This is a genomic window from Candidatus Venteria ishoeyi, assembly GCF_030378065.1.
GTDB classification, from domain to species: Bacteria; Pseudomonadota; Gammaproteobacteria; order Beggiatoales; family Beggiatoaceae; genus Venteria; species Venteria ishoeyi.
Genome location: NZ_JAUCGJ010000011.1, coordinates 84,721 through 100,126 on the forward strand (window position 1 = coordinate 84,721; position 15,406 = coordinate 100,126).

Here is a 15,406-nt window from a genome sequence, read left to right on the forward strand (position 1 = left end):
GGGACATTCAAAGAGAGTATCTTATGGGACAAAAAGTACACCCCACTGGTATACGTCTGGGTATTATTCGGGACTGGTCTTCCAAATGGTATGCCAATAACAATAATTATGCAGACTATCTGAATACCGATTTGAAAGTCCGCGAATATATTAAGAAAAAATTGGCGCAGGCATCTGTTAGTGAAGTAAGAATTGAAAGACCTGCGCGTAATGCCAGAATTATTGTGCATACAGCGCGTCCAGGTATTGTAATTGGTAAGAAAGGCGAAGATATCGACAAGTTGCGTAAGGAAGTTTCCGAAATGATGGGAATTCCTGTGCATATTAATGTTGAAGAAATTCGTAAGCCTGAGTTAGATGCTTATCTGGTTGCAGAAAGTGTTGCACAACAATTAGAACGCCGTATTATGTTCAGACGTGCGATGAAACGTGCAGTAGGTAATGCAATGCGTTTAGGCGCACAAGGTGTGCGTATTAATGTTGCCGGACGTTTGAACGGTGCTGAAATTGCACGTACTGAATGGTATCGTGAAGGACGCGTGCCTTTACATACCTTGCGTGCTGATATCGATTACGGTTTTGCTGAAGCCAATACCACTTATGGGGTTATTGGTGTTAAGGTCTGGATATTCAAAGGTGAAATTATTGGTCACCCTGAGTTGGAAACAAAGCCGGAGAAAGGATAACAGCCGATGTTGCAACCAAATCGCACTAAATTTAGAAAACAACATAAAGGCCGTAACCGCGGACTGGCTTTGCGTGGTAATAAAGTCAGTTTTGGTGAGTTTGGTCTGAAATCAACCGGGCGTGGTCGTATTACTTCTCGTCAAATTGAAGCAGCACGACGTGCAATCAGTCGTCATGTAAAGCGTGGCGGTAAAATATGGATTCGCATTTTTCCTGATAAGCCGATTAGTAAGAAACCGCTTGAGGTTCGTATGGGTAAAGGGAAAGGTAATGTTGAATATTGGGTTGCCCAGATTCAGCCTGGCCGTATGCTTTATGAAATTGAAGGGGTTTCTGAAGAAATTGCGCGTGAAGCATTTACTTTGGCGGCAGCAAAACTGCCGGTACAAACCACTTTTGTCACTCGAACGGTGATGTAAATGAAAGCCATTGAGTTAAGAGAACAAAATACAGAAGAACTGAAACAAGCGTTATTAACCTTGTTGCGTGAGCAGTTTACTTTACGTATGCAGCGGGGGGCGGAGCAGTTGAATCGTCATCATCAGTTGCGGGTGGTTAGACGTAATATTGCGCGGGTTAAAACTGTTTTAAATGAAAAAGGTAAGCAGGCATGACTGAGGAAGTAACGGTACGCACTCTGATGGGGCGCGTGGTCAGTAATAAAATGGATAAGACCGTCACTGTCCTGGTTGAGCGCAAAGTAAAGCATCCTTTGTATGGGAAGTACATTAAGCGTTCAACTAAGTTGCATGTGCATGATGCTGATAATGTCTGCCAGGAAGGTGATTTAGTTGAAATTGAGCAATGTCGTCCAATTTCAAAATCCAAGTCCTGGCGTTTATGCAAAGTTTTAGAACAGGTGAGCTGAACTATTATGTTCAGAAATCAGCTTTTTAATTTTGGAGTTTCATCATGATACAGATGCAATCCACGCTGGAAGCAGCAGATAATAGTGGGGCTCGCCGCCTGATGTGCATTAAGGTTCTCGGTGGTTCTCATCGCCGTTATGCACATATTGGTGATGTTATTAAAGTCACTGTCAAAGAAGCGATTCCGCGAGGAAAAGTGAAAAAAGGTGACGTATATAATGCGGTAGTGGTTAGAACCCGTAAAGGTGTTCGGCGCTCAGATGGTTCTTTGATTCGTTTTGATGGCAATGCTGCGGTATTGTTAAACAATCAACTTCAACCTATTGGTACCCGTATTTTTGGGCCGGTTACTCGTGAATTGCGCAGTGAGCGCTTTATGAAAATTATTTCACTGGCACCGGAAGTCCTTTAATTCGCTTTTTTTAGAGTTTACGATAATGCGCAGGATTAAACAGGGCGATGATGTAATTGTTATTGCCGGCAAAGATAAAGGAAAGCAAGGCAAGGTTACTAAGATAGTTGATAGTGATCGTGTGATTGTTGAAGGCATTAATCTCGCAAAACGCCACACCAAGTCAAATCCGGCTACTGGTTCAGCTGGCGGGATTGTTGAAAAAGAAATGCCATTGAATATCTCCAATGTGGGTTTATATAATCCAGCGACCAATAAAGCTGATCGCGTCGGTTTTAAGACCCTGGAAGATGGTAAAAAAGTACGTTATTTTAAATCAAATAACGAAGTGGTGGATATTTGATATGGCAAGGTTACAAGATTTTTATAAAGAAACCGTTGTTCCTAAATTAATGGAAGAGTTTCAATACTCAACTGTCATGCAAGTGCCTAAGATTGAAAAAATCACTTTAAATATGGGCATTGGTGAAGCGATTGGGGACAAAAAGGTCGTTGAAAAAGCATTGGGTGATATGACTGCGATTGCCGGTCAAAAACCAGTGGTTTGTAAAGCGCGTAAATCTGTTGCAGGTTTCAAGGTGCGTGAAGATTGGCCGATTGGCTGTAAGGTGACTTTGCGCAGTGAGCGTATGTACGAGTTTCTTGACCGCTTAATCAGTATTGCGATTCCTCGTATTCGAGATTTTCGTGGTTTCAGCGGTAAGGCATTTGATGGACGCGGTAATTACAGCTTAGGTATTAAGGAACAAATTATTTTTCCTGAAATCGATTATGATAAAATCGATGCCTTGCGCGGTATGGATATTACCATTACGACCTCTGCGCGTACTGATGATGAAGGTCGATCCTTATTGACTGCCTTCAGTTTTCCTCTGAAAAAATAAATAGAGAACTATTATGGCAAAGAAATCAATGGTTAATCGTGAGCTGAAACGAGCAAAAACGGTTGAAAAATATGCCAAAAAACGGATGGCTTTAAAGAAAGCTATCGTTGATATGACTTTGAGTGAAGAAGAGCGTGAGCAAGCGCGCATCGCTTTCCAGAAAATGCCGCGTGATGCCAGTCCTGTACGTGGACGCAATCGTTGCCGGATTACCGGACGTCCACATGGTTTCTACCGGAAATTTGGCTTAGGACGTAATAAATTGCGTGAATATGCAATGCAGGGTATGATTCCCGGTGTTGTAAAAGCCAGCTGGTAACCCGCTTCTTTCATCTATGGTATTGATGAAAAAGGCTTATAGCTCAGACTAAGTTATTAGTATTTTGCTATTCATGGCATTATCAAATCCGCCCTGAATAGTTTTAATAAAATGGATTTGAACAGATACTGGAAGTGTTTTCACTTCTAAGTCTAAGGAATATATATACTATGAGTATGACCGATCCGATTTCGGATATGCTGACTCGCATCCGTAATGGGCAGGCTGCAAACAAAGTCTCTGTGACGATGCCTGCCTCTAAGAGCAAAAAAGCAATTGCTGTCGTCTTAAAAGACGAAGGTTATATCAGTGACTATTCTGTTACTGACGACGCTAAATCACATCTCAATATTGAATTAAAATATTATCAAGGTGTGCCTGTCATTGAATCGATTCAGCGTGTAAGCCGTCCTGGTTTGCGTATTTATAAACCTAAAGATGAGTTACCCCGCGTTATGGGTGGTTTGGGTGTTGCGGTTATTTCTACATCAAAAGGTTTGATGAGTGATCGTGCAGCGCGTCAGGCCGGACATGGTGGTGAAGTACTCTGTTACGTATTTTGAGGCTGAATCATGTCAAGAATCGCAAATAATCCAGTGACAATACCTGCGGGTGTTGAAGTTCAGTTAAATAATCAACAGCTTGATGTTAAAAGCTCAAAAGGGCAGTTAAGTCATCAAGTGCCTGATTGTATTGATGTTACTATTGATGGTAGCCTAATTCGTTTTGCAGCACACGAAGGTGTGGCAAATGCAAAAGCCTTGTCAGGTACCACGCGTGCTTTAGTCAATAACATGGTTGTTGGTGTCAGTCAGGCGTTTGAGAAAAAGTTAACCTTGATTGGTGTCGGTTATCGCGCCCAGGTTCAGGGTAAGATATTGAACTTAACCTTAGGATTTTCTCATCCTGTTAATTTTAATATTCCTGAGGGTATTCAGATTGAAACCCCCAGCCAGACTGAAATTATTGTCAAAGGTATCAGTAAGCAGGTTGTTGGTCAGGTTGCTGCAAATATCAGAGCTTATCGTCCACCCGAGCCTTATAAGGGTAAAGGGGTGCGTTATGCGGATGAATATGTGGCGCGTAAAGAAGCTAAAAAGAAATAACGGATAAATCGGTATGGATAAGAAAGCAGCCAGATTACGCCGGATGCGTCGTACTCGTGAACGAATTAAAGTATTGGGTATGCACCGCTTATGCGTGCATAAAACACCCAGTCATATTTATGCGCAAATTATCAGCCCTGAAGGCAATGTATTAGCCAGTGCTTCTACTTTGGATAAGGCCTGTCGCACAGAAGTGAAACACGGTGGAAATATTGAAGCGGCTAAGTTAATTGGTAAAACAATTGCTGAGCGCGCAAAATCTGCTGATATCAATGTGATTGCATTTGATCGTTCAGGTTTTAAATATCATGGGCGGGTTAAAGCATTAGCCGATGCAGCGCGTGAAAATGGTCTTCAATTCTAGGTGTTAATATGGCAAATACAAAACAAGATGCTCAAACCAAAAATGGTGACGATTTACTGGAGAAACTGGTAACCGTAAATCGTGTTGCAAAAGTGGTTAAAGGTGGGCGTATTTTTAGCTTTAGCGCATTGACCGTAGTTGGAGATGGTAAAGGTAAAGTCGGTTTTGGTTACGGTAAAGCGCGTGAAGTGCCTGTTGCAATTCAAAAAGCAATGGAAGCAGCGCGTAAAAATATGAAATCCGTAAACTTAAAAGAAAGCACTTTACAATATCCGATCACTTCGCGTCATGGTGCGGCAAAAGTGTTTATGCAACCCGCTTCTGATGGTACTGGTATCATTGCCGGGGGCGCGATGCGCGCTGTTTTTGAAGTGGTTGGCGTACATAACGTGTTAGCGAAGTCAATTGGTTCCACTAATCCAATTAATGTTGTAAGAGCAACTTTAAATGGCTTATGGGATATGTCTTCTCCCGAAGAAATTGCCGCCAAACGTGGTAAAACTGTAGAAGAAATTCAGGGGTAAGCGATGAGTACAATTAAGGTAACGCTGGTGCGCAGTGTTCATGGTCGTCTGCCTAAACATAAAGCTTGTGTAAGTGGTTTGGGTTTGCGTCGTATGCATCATACTGTTGAGCTGGAAGATACACCAGCGGTACGCGGTATGATTAATAAAGTATCCTATCTACTGAAAGTGGAAGAATAAGATGCGATTAAATACTTTAAAACCTGCAGAAGGTACAAAAAAATCTGCAAAGCGTGTCGGTCGTGGCATTGGCTGTGGTTGGGGTAAAACCTGTGGGCGCGGTCATAAAGGTCAGAAATCACGTTCCGGCGGTTTTCACAAAGTTGGTTTTGAAGGCGGTCAGATGCCTTTGCAGCGCCGCTTACCTAAAGTCGGTTTCTCTGCAAGAAAAAGCCGTTTATCCACAGAAGTGCGTTTGCATGAGTTAGAACTGGTTGATGGTGACGTGGTCAATCTGGATGCTTTGAAAAAAGCAGGCCTGATTGCAGACCGCATCGTGAATGCCAAGGTGATTGCTTCTGGACAAATCAGTAAAGCAGTGACTGTACAAGGCTTAAAGCTTACAGCAGGAGCCAAGGCTGCGATTGAAGCAGCTGGCGGCAGTATTGAAGACTAATGGTTAGCAATAATATCTCAGCCGCAGGCGGTGAATTAGGTAAAATAGGTCGTCTGACAGAATTACGTCAGCGCCTTTTATTCCTGATGGGCGCTTTGCTGGTCTACCGTATTGGTACTTTTGTCCCCGTTCCCGGCATTGATCCTGTGCGTTTGTCACAGTTATTTGCAGAACAGCAAGGCACCATTCTGGACATGTTTAACATGTTTTCCGGGGGGGCTTTGCAGCGTTTTTCTGTATTCGCTCTGGGGATTATGCCTTATATTTCTGCCTCAATTATTATTCAATTATTGACGGTGATTTCTCCAAAGCTGGAGCAATTGAAAAAAGAAGGTCAATCAGGGCAGCGTAAAATTACGCAGTATACCCGTTATGGTACGTTGGTATTGGCAACATTCCAGGCGATTGGGATTTCTATTGCTTTAGAAAGTCAAAATGTTGTTGTTACAGCAGGACTTGGATTTAAGGTGACTGCCGCAGTTACATTAGTGACTGGTACCATGTTTTTAATGTGGTTAGGTGAACAAATTACCGAGCGCGGTATTGGTAATGGTATTTCGATGATTATCTTTACCGGGATTGTTGCGGGATTGCCAGGTGCCATTGGTGGTACGCTGGAATTAGCCAGAACCGGGCAGATGCACGTTTTTACCTTATTTATTCTGTTAGCACTGGTATTGATGGTTACTGCGTTTGTGGTGTTTGTTGAGCGTGGACAACGCCGAATTACGGTAAATTATGCAAAACGTCAGGTAGGCCGCAAGGTTTATGCAGGGCAGAGCAGTCATTTACCATTGAAATTGAATATGGCGGGTGTAATTCCTCCGATTTTTGCTTCCAGTATTATCCTGTTTCCAGCAACATTAGGTGGTTGGTTTGGTGCGGCTGAAGGTATGGAGTGGTTGCAGAATCTGTCACAGACTTTGTCTCCAGGGCAGCCTTTGTATATTCTGTTTTATGCTGCAGCCATTATCTTTTTCTGTTTCTTTTATACCGCTTTGGTGTTTAATCCAAAGGAAACAGCCGATAATCTTAAGAAGTCAGGTGCCTTTATTCCGGGTATCCGCCCAGGTGCGCAAACAGCCTCTTATATTGATAAGGTGATGTCACGTTTAACGCTGGCTGGTGCAGCTTATGTGACTTCAGTGTGTTTATTGCCTGAGTTTTTGAATTTGCAATTAAGTGTCCCTTTTTACTTTGGCGGTACTTCATTATTGATTATTGTGGTTGTGGTCATGGATTTCATGGCACAGGTACAGGCACATTTAATGTCGCATCAATATGAAGGCTTAATGAAAAAAGCCAATCTTAAGGGCCAGGAACGCAGTTCCATGTTGCGCTAAGAAATGTAAATGAAATAAAAATTCGTTTCTAGAGTATTGTCAGCATTATTTTTGCGTAGGGTGAAATAGCGTAGCGTATTCCACCAATTGGAGTTATTTCACCCTACATTGTTAAACAGGAAATACCATGAAAGTAAGAGCTTCAGTAAAAAAAATGTGTCGGAATTGTCGTATTATCCGTCGCAATGGTTCGGTTCGTGTGATTTGTAGCGAAGCGAAGCATAAACAACGTCAAGGTTAATTGTTCGTTAGTGATACACTCTGCTTTGAATAAAGCCAGTGTGTATATTGTTCCCCGGGTTTTCTTGCGGTAATTTATTTTGTCTGCTACAATTTCGGGTTTTTTTGAATTGAATATGTTTTTTCATAAACATAAACAATAAAACTGGCATAGACTGTTGATTTTACAGGCCAGTGATACATAGGGAGTTACACTATGGCTCGTATTGCCGGCATTAATATTCCGGTTCACAAGCATATTGTGATCGCATTGCAATCTATCTATGGTATAGGTGCGACGCGAGCACAGGAAATTTGTGCGGAAACCGCTATTGCTTCAGACACTAAGGTAAAAGATCTGTCTGAGCAGGAATTGGAAACTTTGCGCGCTGCTGTGGCAAAGTATACCGTGGAAGGTGATTTGCGACGTGAAGTTGCAATGAGTATTAAGCGTTTGATGGACCTGGCTTGTTACCGGGGTATTCGTCATCGTCGTGGTTTACCTTTAAGAGGGCAGCGTACACGTACGAATGCCCGTACTCGTAAAGGTCCGCGCAGAATGGTACGCAAGTAATCGGTTGGATATGATCAATGGCTAAAGAACAAGCGCGTAAAAAAGTTAAAAAGACTATTAGTGAAGGTATTGCCCATGTGCATGCCTCTTTTAATAATACGATTATTACCATTACGGATCGCCAGGGTAATGCCTTAGCATGGGCTACCTCAGGCGGTAGCGGCTTCCGTGGTTCGCGTAAGAGTACACCGTTTGCAGCACAGGTTGCGGCTGAACGCGTGGGCAATATGGTAAAAGATTTTGGCATGAAAAATCTTGAAGTACGGATTAAAGGGCCAGGGCCTGGTCGTGAATCCGCAGTTCGGGCATTGAATGCAAATGGATTTAAGATTACTGGAATTACTGACGTGACGCCAATTCCGCATAACGGTTGCCGTCCACCAAAACGACGCAGGGTGTAACTTATGGCAAGATATCTTGGGCCTACATGTAAATTAAGCCGTAGAGAAGGCACGGACTTATTTCTTAAAGGGCGTGGTCGCGCGCTGGATAGCAAATGTCGCCTGGAAAAAATTCCAGGTCAGCACGGTGACCGTCGTCAACGTTTGTCTGATTATGCGTTGCAGTTGCGTGAAAAACAAAAAATGCGCCGTATGTATGGCGTGTTAGAGAAACAGTTCCGCAATTATTATAAAGAAGCAGTGCGTCGCAAAGGTTCAACGGGTGAAAATCTGCTGACCTTGCTGGAATGTCGTCTGGATAACGTCGTTTATCGGATGGGTTTTGCGGTAACACGCGCAGAAGCACGTCAGTTAGTCAGTCACAAAGCGATTGAAGTCAATGGTCAGAAGGTTAATGTGCCTTCTTATCAGATTAAGGCAGGTGATGAAGTCACTATCACTGAAAAAGGTCGTAATCAATTACGTATCAAAGCAGCATTAGAAGCAGCAGATGGTTTTGGTTTTCCTGAGTGGATCGATGTGGATGTCAATAAAATGGCAGGTACATTTAAAGTAGTACCAGAACGTATGGAGTTATCTGCAGATATTAATGAGCAGCTGGTTGTTGAATTGTATTCTAAATAAATAATCAGATACCTGTATCTTTGTTTTTCTGATCTGTTCTTTAAGATCTTTAGGTATTTACCTGCCATTTTGATGGCAGGTGTATGAAAGGGGTTTCTGCTCTATGCAATCCGGTATGATGGAATTATTGAAGCCACGTATTGTTGATGTTAAAAATATTAATGAAACAACTGCCAAAGTAACGCTTGAGCCACTGGATCGTGGTTTTGGTCATACATTAGGTAATGCGCTGCGCAGGGTGTTGCTTTCTTCCCTTTCTGGCTCAGCGATTGAAGAAGTAAATATTCAGGGTGTTGATCACGAATATATGAGCCTGGAAGGGGTTCATGAGGACGTAATCGATATTTTGCTGAATCTCAAAGGTGTTGCGATTCGTATGCTGGGGCGCAGTGAAGTAACGCTGAAGCTGAAGAAAAAAGGCGCTGGTGTTGTTTGTGCTTCAGATATTGAATTAGAACATGATGTTGAAATAGTCAATCCTGATCATGTCATTGCTAACCTGGATAATTCCGGTGAGTTGGACATGGAATTAAAAGTTGGGGTTGGACGGGGTTATCAGCCCGCTAATCTGCGTTTGCAAAGTGATGAAGACGCTTCCTCCGTTGGTTGGTTGCGTTTGGATGCTTCATTTAGTCCAATTCGCCGCATTGCTTATTCAGTTGAAAGTGCGCGTGTAGAGCAACGCACCAACTTGGATCGCTTGATTATTGAACTGGAAACCAATGGTACGGTTGATCCAGAAGCAGCAGTGCGCAGAGCTGCAACCATTTTACAAGATCAGCTTTCAGTAATTGTTGATCTGAAAGTGGCAGAAGTGGTTGAAACACCCGAAGTGGATGTGCCAGTGTTGGATCCTGTGTTCCGCCGTCCAGTCGATGAGCTGGAACTGACAGTACGTTCTGCAAATTGCTTGAAAGCTGAAAGCATCTATTATATTGGTGATTTAGTTTTACGCAGTGAAAACGAGCTGTTGAAAACACCTAATTTAGGTAAAAAATCGCTCAATGAGATTAAAGAAGTTTTGGCCTCACGTGGTTTATCCTTAGGCATGAGCCTGGATAACTGGCCACCGGCAGACTTACGCGAAGAAGCGGCTATCGACTGATAGTTTTTTAGGGTTAATTGCCTAAGTTTGGTATCTACTATCAAGAGCTTAGCGTGAAATAGAAGCAGTTTTTTGTGCCATTAGCACAAAAAGAAGCTTACATCGAACTCAGGTTAAATATTATTATTTCAGGATTTGGCTCAACAAATCCTTGTAGACGGGAATAGAAACAATGCGTCATCGTTATTCTGGTCGACATTTTAGTCGAACTTCAAGTCATAGAAAAGCCATGTTCAAGAATATGACTGTTTCTTTGTTTCATCATGAGATGATTCGGACGACTTTAGCAAAAGCTAAAGATCTGCGTAGCTTCGCAGAACCCTTTATTACTTTGGCAAAAAAAGATGAAGTTGCCAAGCGGCGTCTGGCTTTTGATCGTTTGCGTGATCGCCCAACAGTAAGCAAATTGTTTAATGAATTAGGGCCACGTTACCAGGAACGCCCAGGGGGCTATATCCGGATTTTAAAATGTGGTTATCGTCCAGGGGATATGGCACCTATGGCGATTATTGAACTGGTTGATCGACCATTGCCAGAAATAGATGATGATGAAGAGACTGAAGAATAAAACTTCATAATGTTTTAATCTGATTCTAAAACCGTCAAGTTTCGACTTGGCGGTTTTTTTCGTATTCAGGGATAGGGATGGATGCACTGGATAGATTACATTATCTTGAGCGTTTTGCTGGGCTCGATTTTGTTAGCGGGTCTGCAAGGTTTAACCCAGACGGTATTGTCTTTGTTAGGCTGGGTACTCGCTTGTTTTATCAGCTTTACGTTTATGCAGGAATTAGCGGTATTATTTTTTTCAAAAATTTCTGTATTATCCATTCGTTTAAGTCTGGCTTTTAGTTCATTAATTATTTTAAGTTTACTGTTGACTGCCTTGTTTAGCTATTTGCTGATTCAAGTACTGGAAACAGAAGATAATTCTTGGCTGGAAATTATCTTAAGCTTGTTCCTGGGGATATTCAGGGGCGCTATAATGCTATTTGTTGTGATATTTCTTCTCTACTTAAATCAGGGTAGTCAGTTTACCTGGTGGCAGGATTCAATAGTGATCAGCGATTTGCTGCAACGCTTGCAATGAGGACTTGTTATGTGTGGAATCATCGGAATTGTTGGGAAAGCTGGCGTTAATCAGGCTTTATATGATGGTTTAACGGTACTGCAACATCGTGGTCAGGATGCTGCTGGTATCATGACCTGTAAGGGGCGACACCTTTATCTACGCAAAGATAATGGTTTGGTGCGCGATGTTTTTCATACCCGGCATATGATTCAGTTACTGGGTAATATGGGCATTGGCCATGTGCGTTACCCCACTGCCGGGACTTCTTCTTCAGCAGAGGCACAGCCCTTTTATGTGAACTCGCCCTATGGCATTACCCTGGCGCATAATGGTAATTTAACCAATGCTGAAAGCTTAAAATGGGATTTATTTCGTGAAGACTTAAGACATATTAATACCAATTCTGACTCTGAAATTCTACTGAATATTTTTGCGCATGAATTGCAATTAATTGGCAAACCCAAAATCAATGAAAAGGATGTATTTACCGCAGTTGCTGGTGTACACAAGCGTTGTCAGGGTGCTTATGCTGTTGTGGCGATGATTACCGGTTACGGCATTGTGGCTTTTCGCGATCCACATGGCATACGCCCATTAATTTTTGGTAAACGTAAAGTCGGGAAAGACTTTGAATATTCTGTGGCTTCAGAAAGTGCAGCCTTGTCGGTGCAGGGCTTTGAGATTATTCGCGATGTTGCACCAGGTGAAGCGATTTATATTACAGTGGATGGCAAATTTCATATCCGCCAATGTGTGAAAAAAAGTAAGACTTATCCCTGTATTTTTGAATATGTCTATTTTGCCCGCCCGGATTCCATTATTGACGGTATTTCCGTGTATAAAGCGCGTTTGCGTATGGGGAAACTGCTGGCTAAGAAAATCAAACAGCTACGCCCGAATCATGATATTGATGTGGTGATTCCGATTCCCGATACCAGCCGAACCTCCGCTTTAGAGCTGGCAAAAGAATTAAAAGTGAAATATCGTGAAGGTTTGGTTAAAAACCGTTATATTCCGCGTACTTTCATCATGCCTGGGCAAAGTATGCGCAAAAAGTCTGTACGCCAAAAACTCAATGCCATTGAATTGGAGTTTAAAGGCAAAAATGTGTTACTGGTGGATGACTCCATTGTACGCGGCACCACTTCCAAGCAGATTATCCAGATGGCTAGAGAGGCGGGCGCTAACAAGGTCTATTTTGCCTCTGCCGCGCCGCCAGTGCGTTATCCTAATGTCTACGGCATTGATATGCCTTCGGTTAAAGAGTTACTCGCCCACCAGCATAATGATGAGGAAATCTCAAAAAAACTGGATGTGGACTGGCTGGTTTACCAGGATTTGGAAGACTTGATTAAGGCGGCCAGTAAAGGCAACCTGGGTATTAAAACGTTTGATACCTCCTGTTTTAATGGTGATTATGTTACAGGTTCGGTTGATAATGCCTATCTGAATCGCATTGAGTCGCAACGCGCAGATAATGTTAAACAAAGCCAGAATAAAGAGCGGATCGGTGGCATTGATTTGCATAATGCAATCTAATCAGATGAATTCGATGTAAGCTTCTTTCAGCCGTAACATGGCTGAAAACCGCTTTCCCTCGCTACGGCCTCTGTTCTCGGACAGCCTCCTGGTTTTTGATGGTCTGTACCAGGGCATGAACTGTTTTATTGTTAATGCAATGACGTAATATAGCTTAAAAATATTGCATTCACCCAGTAATCTGTGTTCTTATCTTAACCTGAGATCGGTGAAAGCTTCATTCAGCGCTAAAGTCGCTGAAAGCCGCTTTCGCCCTCAAGCTGTTTACAGGAAGAGGTGATGAGATGTCAGATATTGATGGGCAGACCCAAGATAGACAGATCCCGGATAAAGCCGTATTTTTACCCCTTGCGCAATTTCAGCAATTTCTGGAATTAGTGCAACAACGTTATAAAATCATTGGCCCTGTTGTTAAAGACGAAGCCATACAATATCAGCCGATTAACGATATTCATGCGCTTACTCGGGGGATTAGGGTTGAGCAAAACCCTGGACAATATAGCCTTGAGGCCAGTGACAATAACTTGTTTTTTGCCTGGTCAAATGGTGCGCAAGCCTTAAAACCGTTGTTATTTTCACCCAAAGAAAGCTTGTGGCAGGCTCAGCGTGATGAACAGGGGCGACTGGGTTTTGTTGCGCTGACTGCAAAGCCAACAGCAACTGCAGTTATTGGCGTTCGTGCTTGTGATCTAGCGGCGCTGGCTTTGCAGGATCAACATTTTCTGGAAAAAGCCCAGCCCGATCCACAATATCAAGCACGGCGGCAAGCTTTATTTTTAATTGGCGTTGATTGCACTCATCCTGCCAATACCTGCTTTTGCGCGGCAACTCACGATGGCCCTGCCTTACAAACTGGTTTTGATATAGCTCTTTCCGAACTGGCTGAAGGTTTTTTACTGAGACCGGGTAGCAGGCAAGGCCGCGCTTTGCTTGCGCAACTGGATTTAGCACCCGCCACAGCCACGCAACAAAAAACTGCAACACAAGCCATACAACGTGCTGCTGATATGCAGCAGCGTTGCCTGCCGGAAGATAACAGCCACCAACAGCTTTATAATCAGGCCGAACACCCGCATTGGCAAGCTATTGCTGAGCGTTGTCTGGCTTGCGGTAACTGCACTATGGTATGTCCCACCTGTTTTTGTTACAGCGCCCATACCGAAACCGCATTAGATGGCGGCAATGCCACCCAGGTACGACAATGGGACTCTTGTTTCAGTCATGGACACAGCAATTTACACGGGCATCCTGTACGGGCGGATATTAAAAGTCGTTATCGCCAATGGTTAAGTCATAAATTAACCGGCTGGCTGGAACAATTTGGTAAAAGTGGCTGCGTGGGATGCGGACGCTGTATCACTTGGTGTCCGGTGGGTATTGATTTGACAGCAGAAGCGCAGCATTTAACTCAGCCAGGAGAGTCGGTATGAGTCCTTTCCATGTTCCCAGTGAAGCAATTATTTTAGAGCGGATTCAGGAATCCCCGAATATTTTCACCTTGCGCCTGCAATTTGCAGACAATACCCAGGCTTTTAAGTTCATGCCGGGGCAGTTTAATATGCTCTATTTATATGGTGTGGGCGAAGTGGCGATTTCCATTGTTTCCGATCCTTTAGATGATCATTTTTTTGCTCATACCATTCGCGTGGTGGGACGCACCACGGAAGGTTTATCGAAATTAAAAGCCAGAGATTGCGTGGGCATACGTGGCCCGTTTGGACGTGGCTGGCCCATGCTGGAAGCTGAAGGCAAGGATTTATTGCTGGTTACTGGCGGTTTAGGCTGTGCGCCTTTGGTTTCTGTGATCGAATATATCATGCGCAGACGGGAACAATTTGCGCATGTTGATATTTTGCAAGGCGTTAAACATGCTGATGATATGATTTGGCGCAAGCGTTACGCACAATGGGCGCAAGCTCCTGATGTCAATGTATTACTGACTGCGGATTTACCCGATCATGTGAATTGGCCCGGTGACTTAAAGGGTAATGTCGTGCAATTATTCAAGCGACTGGATTTAAGGCCGGATAACAGTCTGGCAATGTTATGTGGCCCGGAACTGATGATGAAAGCCGCCATTACAGAATTGCAGCAGCATAATATGAGCGATGACAATATCTGGTTGAGTTTAGAGCGTAATATGCACTGCGGGATTGGACAATGCGGACATTGTCAGATGGGGGAAAAATTTGTTTGTAAAGATGGGCCAGTGTTCGCTTATCCAGAAATTTCAGCGAACTTTCATTTGGATTCAATTTAATAAGCAGTGTTGGGAAACGTAAATTTTAACATCGTGTTTTTCCCACAGATACTGCCAGCTATCGAGGATGATTTTTACCGTATCGGGGCGGGTGAAGACGGGAGTCTAGTTGATGATAGTGCTGGTTAGAAAATGCGGGGCATCGGGTTCGTGTCGTTCCTACAGTTCTGGTGAGATTGGACTCGGTGCTGGAGCGCCTGGGTATCATTCCCACGTTGGAACATGGGAATGGGAAAACGAGAAAAAAGCACTATCTATGGCTGTTTGTTCTTCGGTTATGCTCCATGACAGATTCTAAATCCAGTAGGTTGTTTTGGTCATCAGTTTTGCACTCTGGTGCATCATGAATTTTACCGGGGCTGGTAAGGGTGCGCCGCCTGCATTTAAGGCAGTTGTGGCATGTTCTTTTTCATCAATTTTCATTTGCTTGAGTATGGCTTCTGTTTTTGCATCTTGTTTTGGCAATTGGCTTAAATGCTGTTCCAGGT

The 15,406-nt window shown here is 43.3% G+C and carries 26 protein-coding genes; 25 read left to right on the plus strand and 1 reads right to left on the minus strand.

All coding sequences use genetic code 11. The annotated features are described in order from the left end of the window. The first annotated feature begins 23 nt into the window (after window positions 1–23). The 25 genes from rpsC to QUF61_RS05510 all read left to right on the plus strand — a co-directional run bounded on the left by rpsC (window position 24) and on the right by QUF61_RS05510 (window position 14,918). Window positions 24–686: a 30S ribosomal protein S3 gene (gene rpsC / locus QUF61_RS05390; RefSeq protein ID WP_103919821.1), complete on the plus strand. Its 663-nt coding sequence runs from the start codon at window positions 24–26 to the stop codon at window positions 684–686. A gap of 6 nt (window positions 687–692) precedes the next feature. Then, on the plus strand, window positions 693–1,106 hold the full coding sequence (gene rplP, locus QUF61_RS05395; protein WP_103919820.1) for a 50S ribosomal protein L16: 414 nt from the start codon (window positions 693–695) through the stop codon (window positions 1,104–1,106). Further along, complete coding sequence (gene rpmC / locus QUF61_RS05400) at window positions 1,107–1,301, plus strand: 50S ribosomal protein L29 (protein ID WP_103919819.1); 195 nt, start codon at window positions 1,107–1,109, stop codon at window positions 1,299–1,301. Next, complete coding sequence (gene rpsQ / locus QUF61_RS05405) at window positions 1,298–1,555, plus strand: 30S ribosomal protein S17 (protein ID WP_103919818.1); 258 nt, start codon at window positions 1,298–1,300, stop codon at window positions 1,553–1,555. Before rpmC ends, rpsQ begins: the two co-directional genes overlap by 4 nt. Window positions 1,556–1,599: 44 nt before the next feature. Further along, the gene (gene rplN, locus QUF61_RS05410) at window positions 1,600–1,968 is read left to right on the plus strand and encodes a 50S ribosomal protein L14 (protein ID WP_103919817.1); all 369 of its coding nucleotides are present in this window, start codon (window positions 1,600–1,602) and stop codon (window positions 1,966–1,968) included. A 25-nt stretch (window positions 1,969–1,993) separates the two neighbouring features. Then, entirely contained in the window at window positions 1,994–2,311 is a 318-nt protein-coding gene (gene rplX / locus QUF61_RS05415) for a 50S ribosomal protein L24 (RefSeq protein WP_103919816.1), read from the plus strand. A gap of 1 nt (window position 2,312) precedes the next feature. Further along, window positions 2,313–2,852, plus strand: a complete 540-nt coding sequence (gene rplE, locus QUF61_RS05420; RefSeq protein WP_103919815.1) for a 50S ribosomal protein L5 — start codon at window positions 2,313–2,315, stop codon at window positions 2,850–2,852. A gap of 13 nt (window positions 2,853–2,865) precedes the next feature. Continuing rightward, complete coding sequence (gene rpsN / locus QUF61_RS05425; RefSeq protein WP_103919814.1) at window positions 2,866–3,171, plus strand: 30S ribosomal protein S14; 306 nt, start codon at window positions 2,866–2,868, stop codon at window positions 3,169–3,171. 170 nt (window positions 3,172–3,341) lie between these two features. Then, window positions 3,342–3,734, plus strand: coding sequence for a 30S ribosomal protein S8 (gene rpsH, locus QUF61_RS05430; RefSeq protein WP_103919813.1), 393 nt, complete (start codon window positions 3,342–3,344; stop codon window positions 3,732–3,734). 9 nt (window positions 3,735–3,743) lie between these two features. Further along, complete coding sequence (gene rplF / locus QUF61_RS05435) at window positions 3,744–4,277, plus strand: 50S ribosomal protein L6 (protein WP_103919812.1); 534 nt, start codon at window positions 3,744–3,746, stop codon at window positions 4,275–4,277. A 13-nt stretch (window positions 4,278–4,290) separates the two neighbouring features. Next, window positions 4,291–4,641, plus strand: coding sequence for a 50S ribosomal protein L18 (gene rplR, locus QUF61_RS05440; RefSeq protein WP_103919811.1), 351 nt, complete (start codon window positions 4,291–4,293; stop codon window positions 4,639–4,641). A gap of 8 nt (window positions 4,642–4,649) precedes the next feature. After that, a complete protein-coding gene (gene rpsE, locus QUF61_RS05445; protein ID WP_103919810.1) occupies window positions 4,650–5,165 on the plus strand; it encodes a 30S ribosomal protein S5 in 516 nt (171 codons plus the stop codon). A gap of 3 nt (window positions 5,166–5,168) precedes the next feature. Continuing rightward, window positions 5,169–5,345, plus strand: coding sequence for a 50S ribosomal protein L30 (gene rpmD, locus QUF61_RS05450; protein ID WP_103919809.1), 177 nt, complete (start codon window positions 5,169–5,171; stop codon window positions 5,343–5,345). 1 nt (window position 5,346) lies between these two features. Beyond that, a complete protein-coding gene (gene rplO, locus QUF61_RS05455; RefSeq protein ID WP_103919808.1) occupies window positions 5,347–5,781 on the plus strand; it encodes a 50S ribosomal protein L15 in 435 nt (144 codons plus the stop codon). Further along, window positions 5,781–7,124, plus strand: a complete 1,344-nt coding sequence (secY, locus tag QUF61_RS05460) for a preprotein translocase subunit SecY (RefSeq protein ID WP_103919807.1) — start codon at window positions 5,781–5,783, stop codon at window positions 7,122–7,124. Before rplO ends, secY begins: the two co-directional genes overlap by 1 nt. A 127-nt stretch (window positions 7,125–7,251) precedes the next feature. Continuing rightward, window positions 7,252–7,365: a 50S ribosomal protein L36 gene (gene rpmJ / locus QUF61_RS05465; RefSeq protein ID WP_103919806.1), complete on the plus strand. Its 114-nt coding sequence runs from the start codon at window positions 7,252–7,254 to the stop codon at window positions 7,363–7,365. 195 nt (window positions 7,366–7,560) lie between these two features. Continuing rightward, on the plus strand, window positions 7,561–7,917 hold the full coding sequence (gene rpsM / locus QUF61_RS05470) for a 30S ribosomal protein S13 (RefSeq protein ID WP_103919805.1): 357 nt from the start codon (window positions 7,561–7,563) through the stop codon (window positions 7,915–7,917). Between the two features lie 17 nt (window positions 7,918–7,934). Further along, a complete protein-coding gene (rpsK, locus tag QUF61_RS05475) occupies window positions 7,935–8,318 on the plus strand; it encodes a 30S ribosomal protein S11 (protein WP_103919804.1) in 384 nt (127 codons plus the stop codon). A 3-nt stretch (window positions 8,319–8,321) separates the two neighbouring features. Continuing rightward, window positions 8,322–8,942, plus strand: a complete 621-nt coding sequence (rpsD, locus tag QUF61_RS05480; protein ID WP_103919803.1) for a 30S ribosomal protein S4 — start codon at window positions 8,322–8,324, stop codon at window positions 8,940–8,942. A 103-nt stretch (window positions 8,943–9,045) separates the two neighbouring features. Continuing rightward, complete coding sequence (locus QUF61_RS05485; protein WP_103919802.1) at window positions 9,046–10,047, plus strand: DNA-directed RNA polymerase subunit alpha; 1,002 nt, start codon at window positions 9,046–9,048, stop codon at window positions 10,045–10,047. A 172-nt stretch (window positions 10,048–10,219) separates the two neighbouring features. After that, a complete protein-coding gene (rplQ, locus tag QUF61_RS05490) occupies window positions 10,220–10,615 on the plus strand; it encodes a 50S ribosomal protein L17 (protein WP_103919801.1) in 396 nt (131 codons plus the stop codon). Between the two features lie 81 nt (window positions 10,616–10,696). Continuing rightward, on the plus strand, window positions 10,697–11,137 hold the full coding sequence (locus QUF61_RS05495; RefSeq protein WP_103919800.1) for a CvpA family protein: 441 nt from the start codon (window positions 10,697–10,699) through the stop codon (window positions 11,135–11,137). Window positions 11,138–11,146: 9 nt separating this feature from the next. After that, the gene (purF, locus tag QUF61_RS05500) at window positions 11,147–12,658 is read left to right on the plus strand and encodes an amidophosphoribosyltransferase (RefSeq protein WP_289680855.1); all 1,512 of its coding nucleotides are present in this window, start codon (window positions 11,147–11,149) and stop codon (window positions 12,656–12,658) included. 284 nt (window positions 12,659–12,942) lie between these two features. Continuing rightward, complete coding sequence (locus tag QUF61_RS05505; protein WP_289680856.1) at window positions 12,943–14,088, plus strand: 4Fe-4S dicluster domain-containing protein; 1,146 nt, start codon at window positions 12,943–12,945, stop codon at window positions 14,086–14,088. Next, a complete protein-coding gene (locus QUF61_RS05510) occupies window positions 14,085–14,918 on the plus strand; it encodes an FAD/NAD(P)-binding protein (protein ID WP_289680857.1) in 834 nt (277 codons plus the stop codon). The genes QUF61_RS05505 and QUF61_RS05510 overlap by 4 nt, the downstream gene beginning before the upstream one ends. Before the next feature lie 294 nt (window positions 14,919–15,212). Here QUF61_RS05510 and QUF61_RS05515 read toward each other — a convergent pair. Next, a partial coding sequence (locus tag QUF61_RS05515) for a demethoxyubiquinone hydroxylase family protein (RefSeq protein WP_289680859.1) occupies window positions 15,213–15,406 on the minus strand: 194 nt, incomplete at its 5' end.

Excerpts from the sequence above, each read along its gene's own strand:
- rpsC (WP_103919821.1), top strand. The coding sequence starts at position 24 with ATGGGACAAAAAGTACACCCCACTGGTATACGTCTGGGTATTATTCGG.
- rplP (WP_103919820.1), top strand. The coding sequence starts at position 693 with ATGTTGCAACCAAATCGCACTAAATTTAGAAAACAACATAAAGGCCGT.
- rpmC (WP_103919819.1), top strand. The coding sequence starts at position 1,107 with ATGAAAGCCATTGAGTTAAGAGAACAAAATACAGAAGAACTGAAACAA.
- rpsQ (WP_103919818.1), top strand. The coding sequence starts at position 1,298 with ATGACTGAGGAAGTAACGGTACGCACTCTGATGGGGCGCGTGGTCAGT.
- rplN (WP_103919817.1), top strand. The coding sequence starts at position 1,600 with ATGATACAGATGCAATCCACGCTGGAAGCAGCAGATAATAGTGGGGCT.
- rplX (WP_103919816.1), top strand. The coding sequence starts at position 1,994 with ATGCGCAGGATTAAACAGGGCGATGATGTAATTGTTATTGCCGGCAAA.
- rplE (WP_103919815.1), top strand. The coding sequence starts at position 2,313 with ATGGCAAGGTTACAAGATTTTTATAAAGAAACCGTTGTTCCTAAATTA.
- rpsN (WP_103919814.1), top strand. The coding sequence starts at position 2,866 with ATGGCAAAGAAATCAATGGTTAATCGTGAGCTGAAACGAGCAAAAACG.
- rpsH (WP_103919813.1), top strand. The coding sequence starts at position 3,342 with ATGAGTATGACCGATCCGATTTCGGATATGCTGACTCGCATCCGTAAT.
- rplF (WP_103919812.1), top strand. The coding sequence starts at position 3,744 with ATGTCAAGAATCGCAAATAATCCAGTGACAATACCTGCGGGTGTTGAA.
- rplR (WP_103919811.1), top strand. The coding sequence starts at position 4,291 with ATGGATAAGAAAGCAGCCAGATTACGCCGGATGCGTCGTACTCGTGAA.
- rpsE (WP_103919810.1), top strand. The coding sequence starts at position 4,650 with ATGGCAAATACAAAACAAGATGCTCAAACCAAAAATGGTGACGATTTA.
- rpmD (WP_103919809.1), top strand. The coding sequence starts at position 5,169 with ATGAGTACAATTAAGGTAACGCTGGTGCGCAGTGTTCATGGTCGTCTG.
- rplO (WP_103919808.1), top strand. The coding sequence starts at position 5,347 with ATGCGATTAAATACTTTAAAACCTGCAGAAGGTACAAAAAAATCTGCA.
- secY (WP_103919807.1), top strand. The coding sequence starts at position 5,781 with ATGGTTAGCAATAATATCTCAGCCGCAGGCGGTGAATTAGGTAAAATA.
- rpmJ (WP_103919806.1), top strand. The coding sequence starts at position 7,252 with ATGAAAGTAAGAGCTTCAGTAAAAAAAATGTGTCGGAATTGTCGTATT.
- rpsM (WP_103919805.1), top strand. The coding sequence starts at position 7,561 with ATGGCTCGTATTGCCGGCATTAATATTCCGGTTCACAAGCATATTGTG.
- rpsK (WP_103919804.1), top strand. The coding sequence starts at position 7,935 with ATGGCTAAAGAACAAGCGCGTAAAAAAGTTAAAAAGACTATTAGTGAA.
- rpsD (WP_103919803.1), top strand. The coding sequence starts at position 8,322 with ATGGCAAGATATCTTGGGCCTACATGTAAATTAAGCCGTAGAGAAGGC.
- QUF61_RS05485 (WP_103919802.1), top strand. The coding sequence starts at position 9,046 with ATGCAATCCGGTATGATGGAATTATTGAAGCCACGTATTGTTGATGTT.
- rplQ (WP_103919801.1), top strand. The coding sequence starts at position 10,220 with ATGCGTCATCGTTATTCTGGTCGACATTTTAGTCGAACTTCAAGTCAT.
- QUF61_RS05495 (WP_103919800.1), top strand. The coding sequence starts at position 10,697 with ATGCACTGGATAGATTACATTATCTTGAGCGTTTTGCTGGGCTCGATT.
- purF (WP_289680855.1), top strand. The coding sequence starts at position 11,147 with ATGTGTGGAATCATCGGAATTGTTGGGAAAGCTGGCGTTAATCAGGCT.
- QUF61_RS05505 (WP_289680856.1), top strand. The coding sequence starts at position 12,943 with ATGTCAGATATTGATGGGCAGACCCAAGATAGACAGATCCCGGATAAA.
- QUF61_RS05510 (WP_289680857.1), top strand. The coding sequence starts at position 14,085 with ATGAGTCCTTTCCATGTTCCCAGTGAAGCAATTATTTTAGAGCGGATT.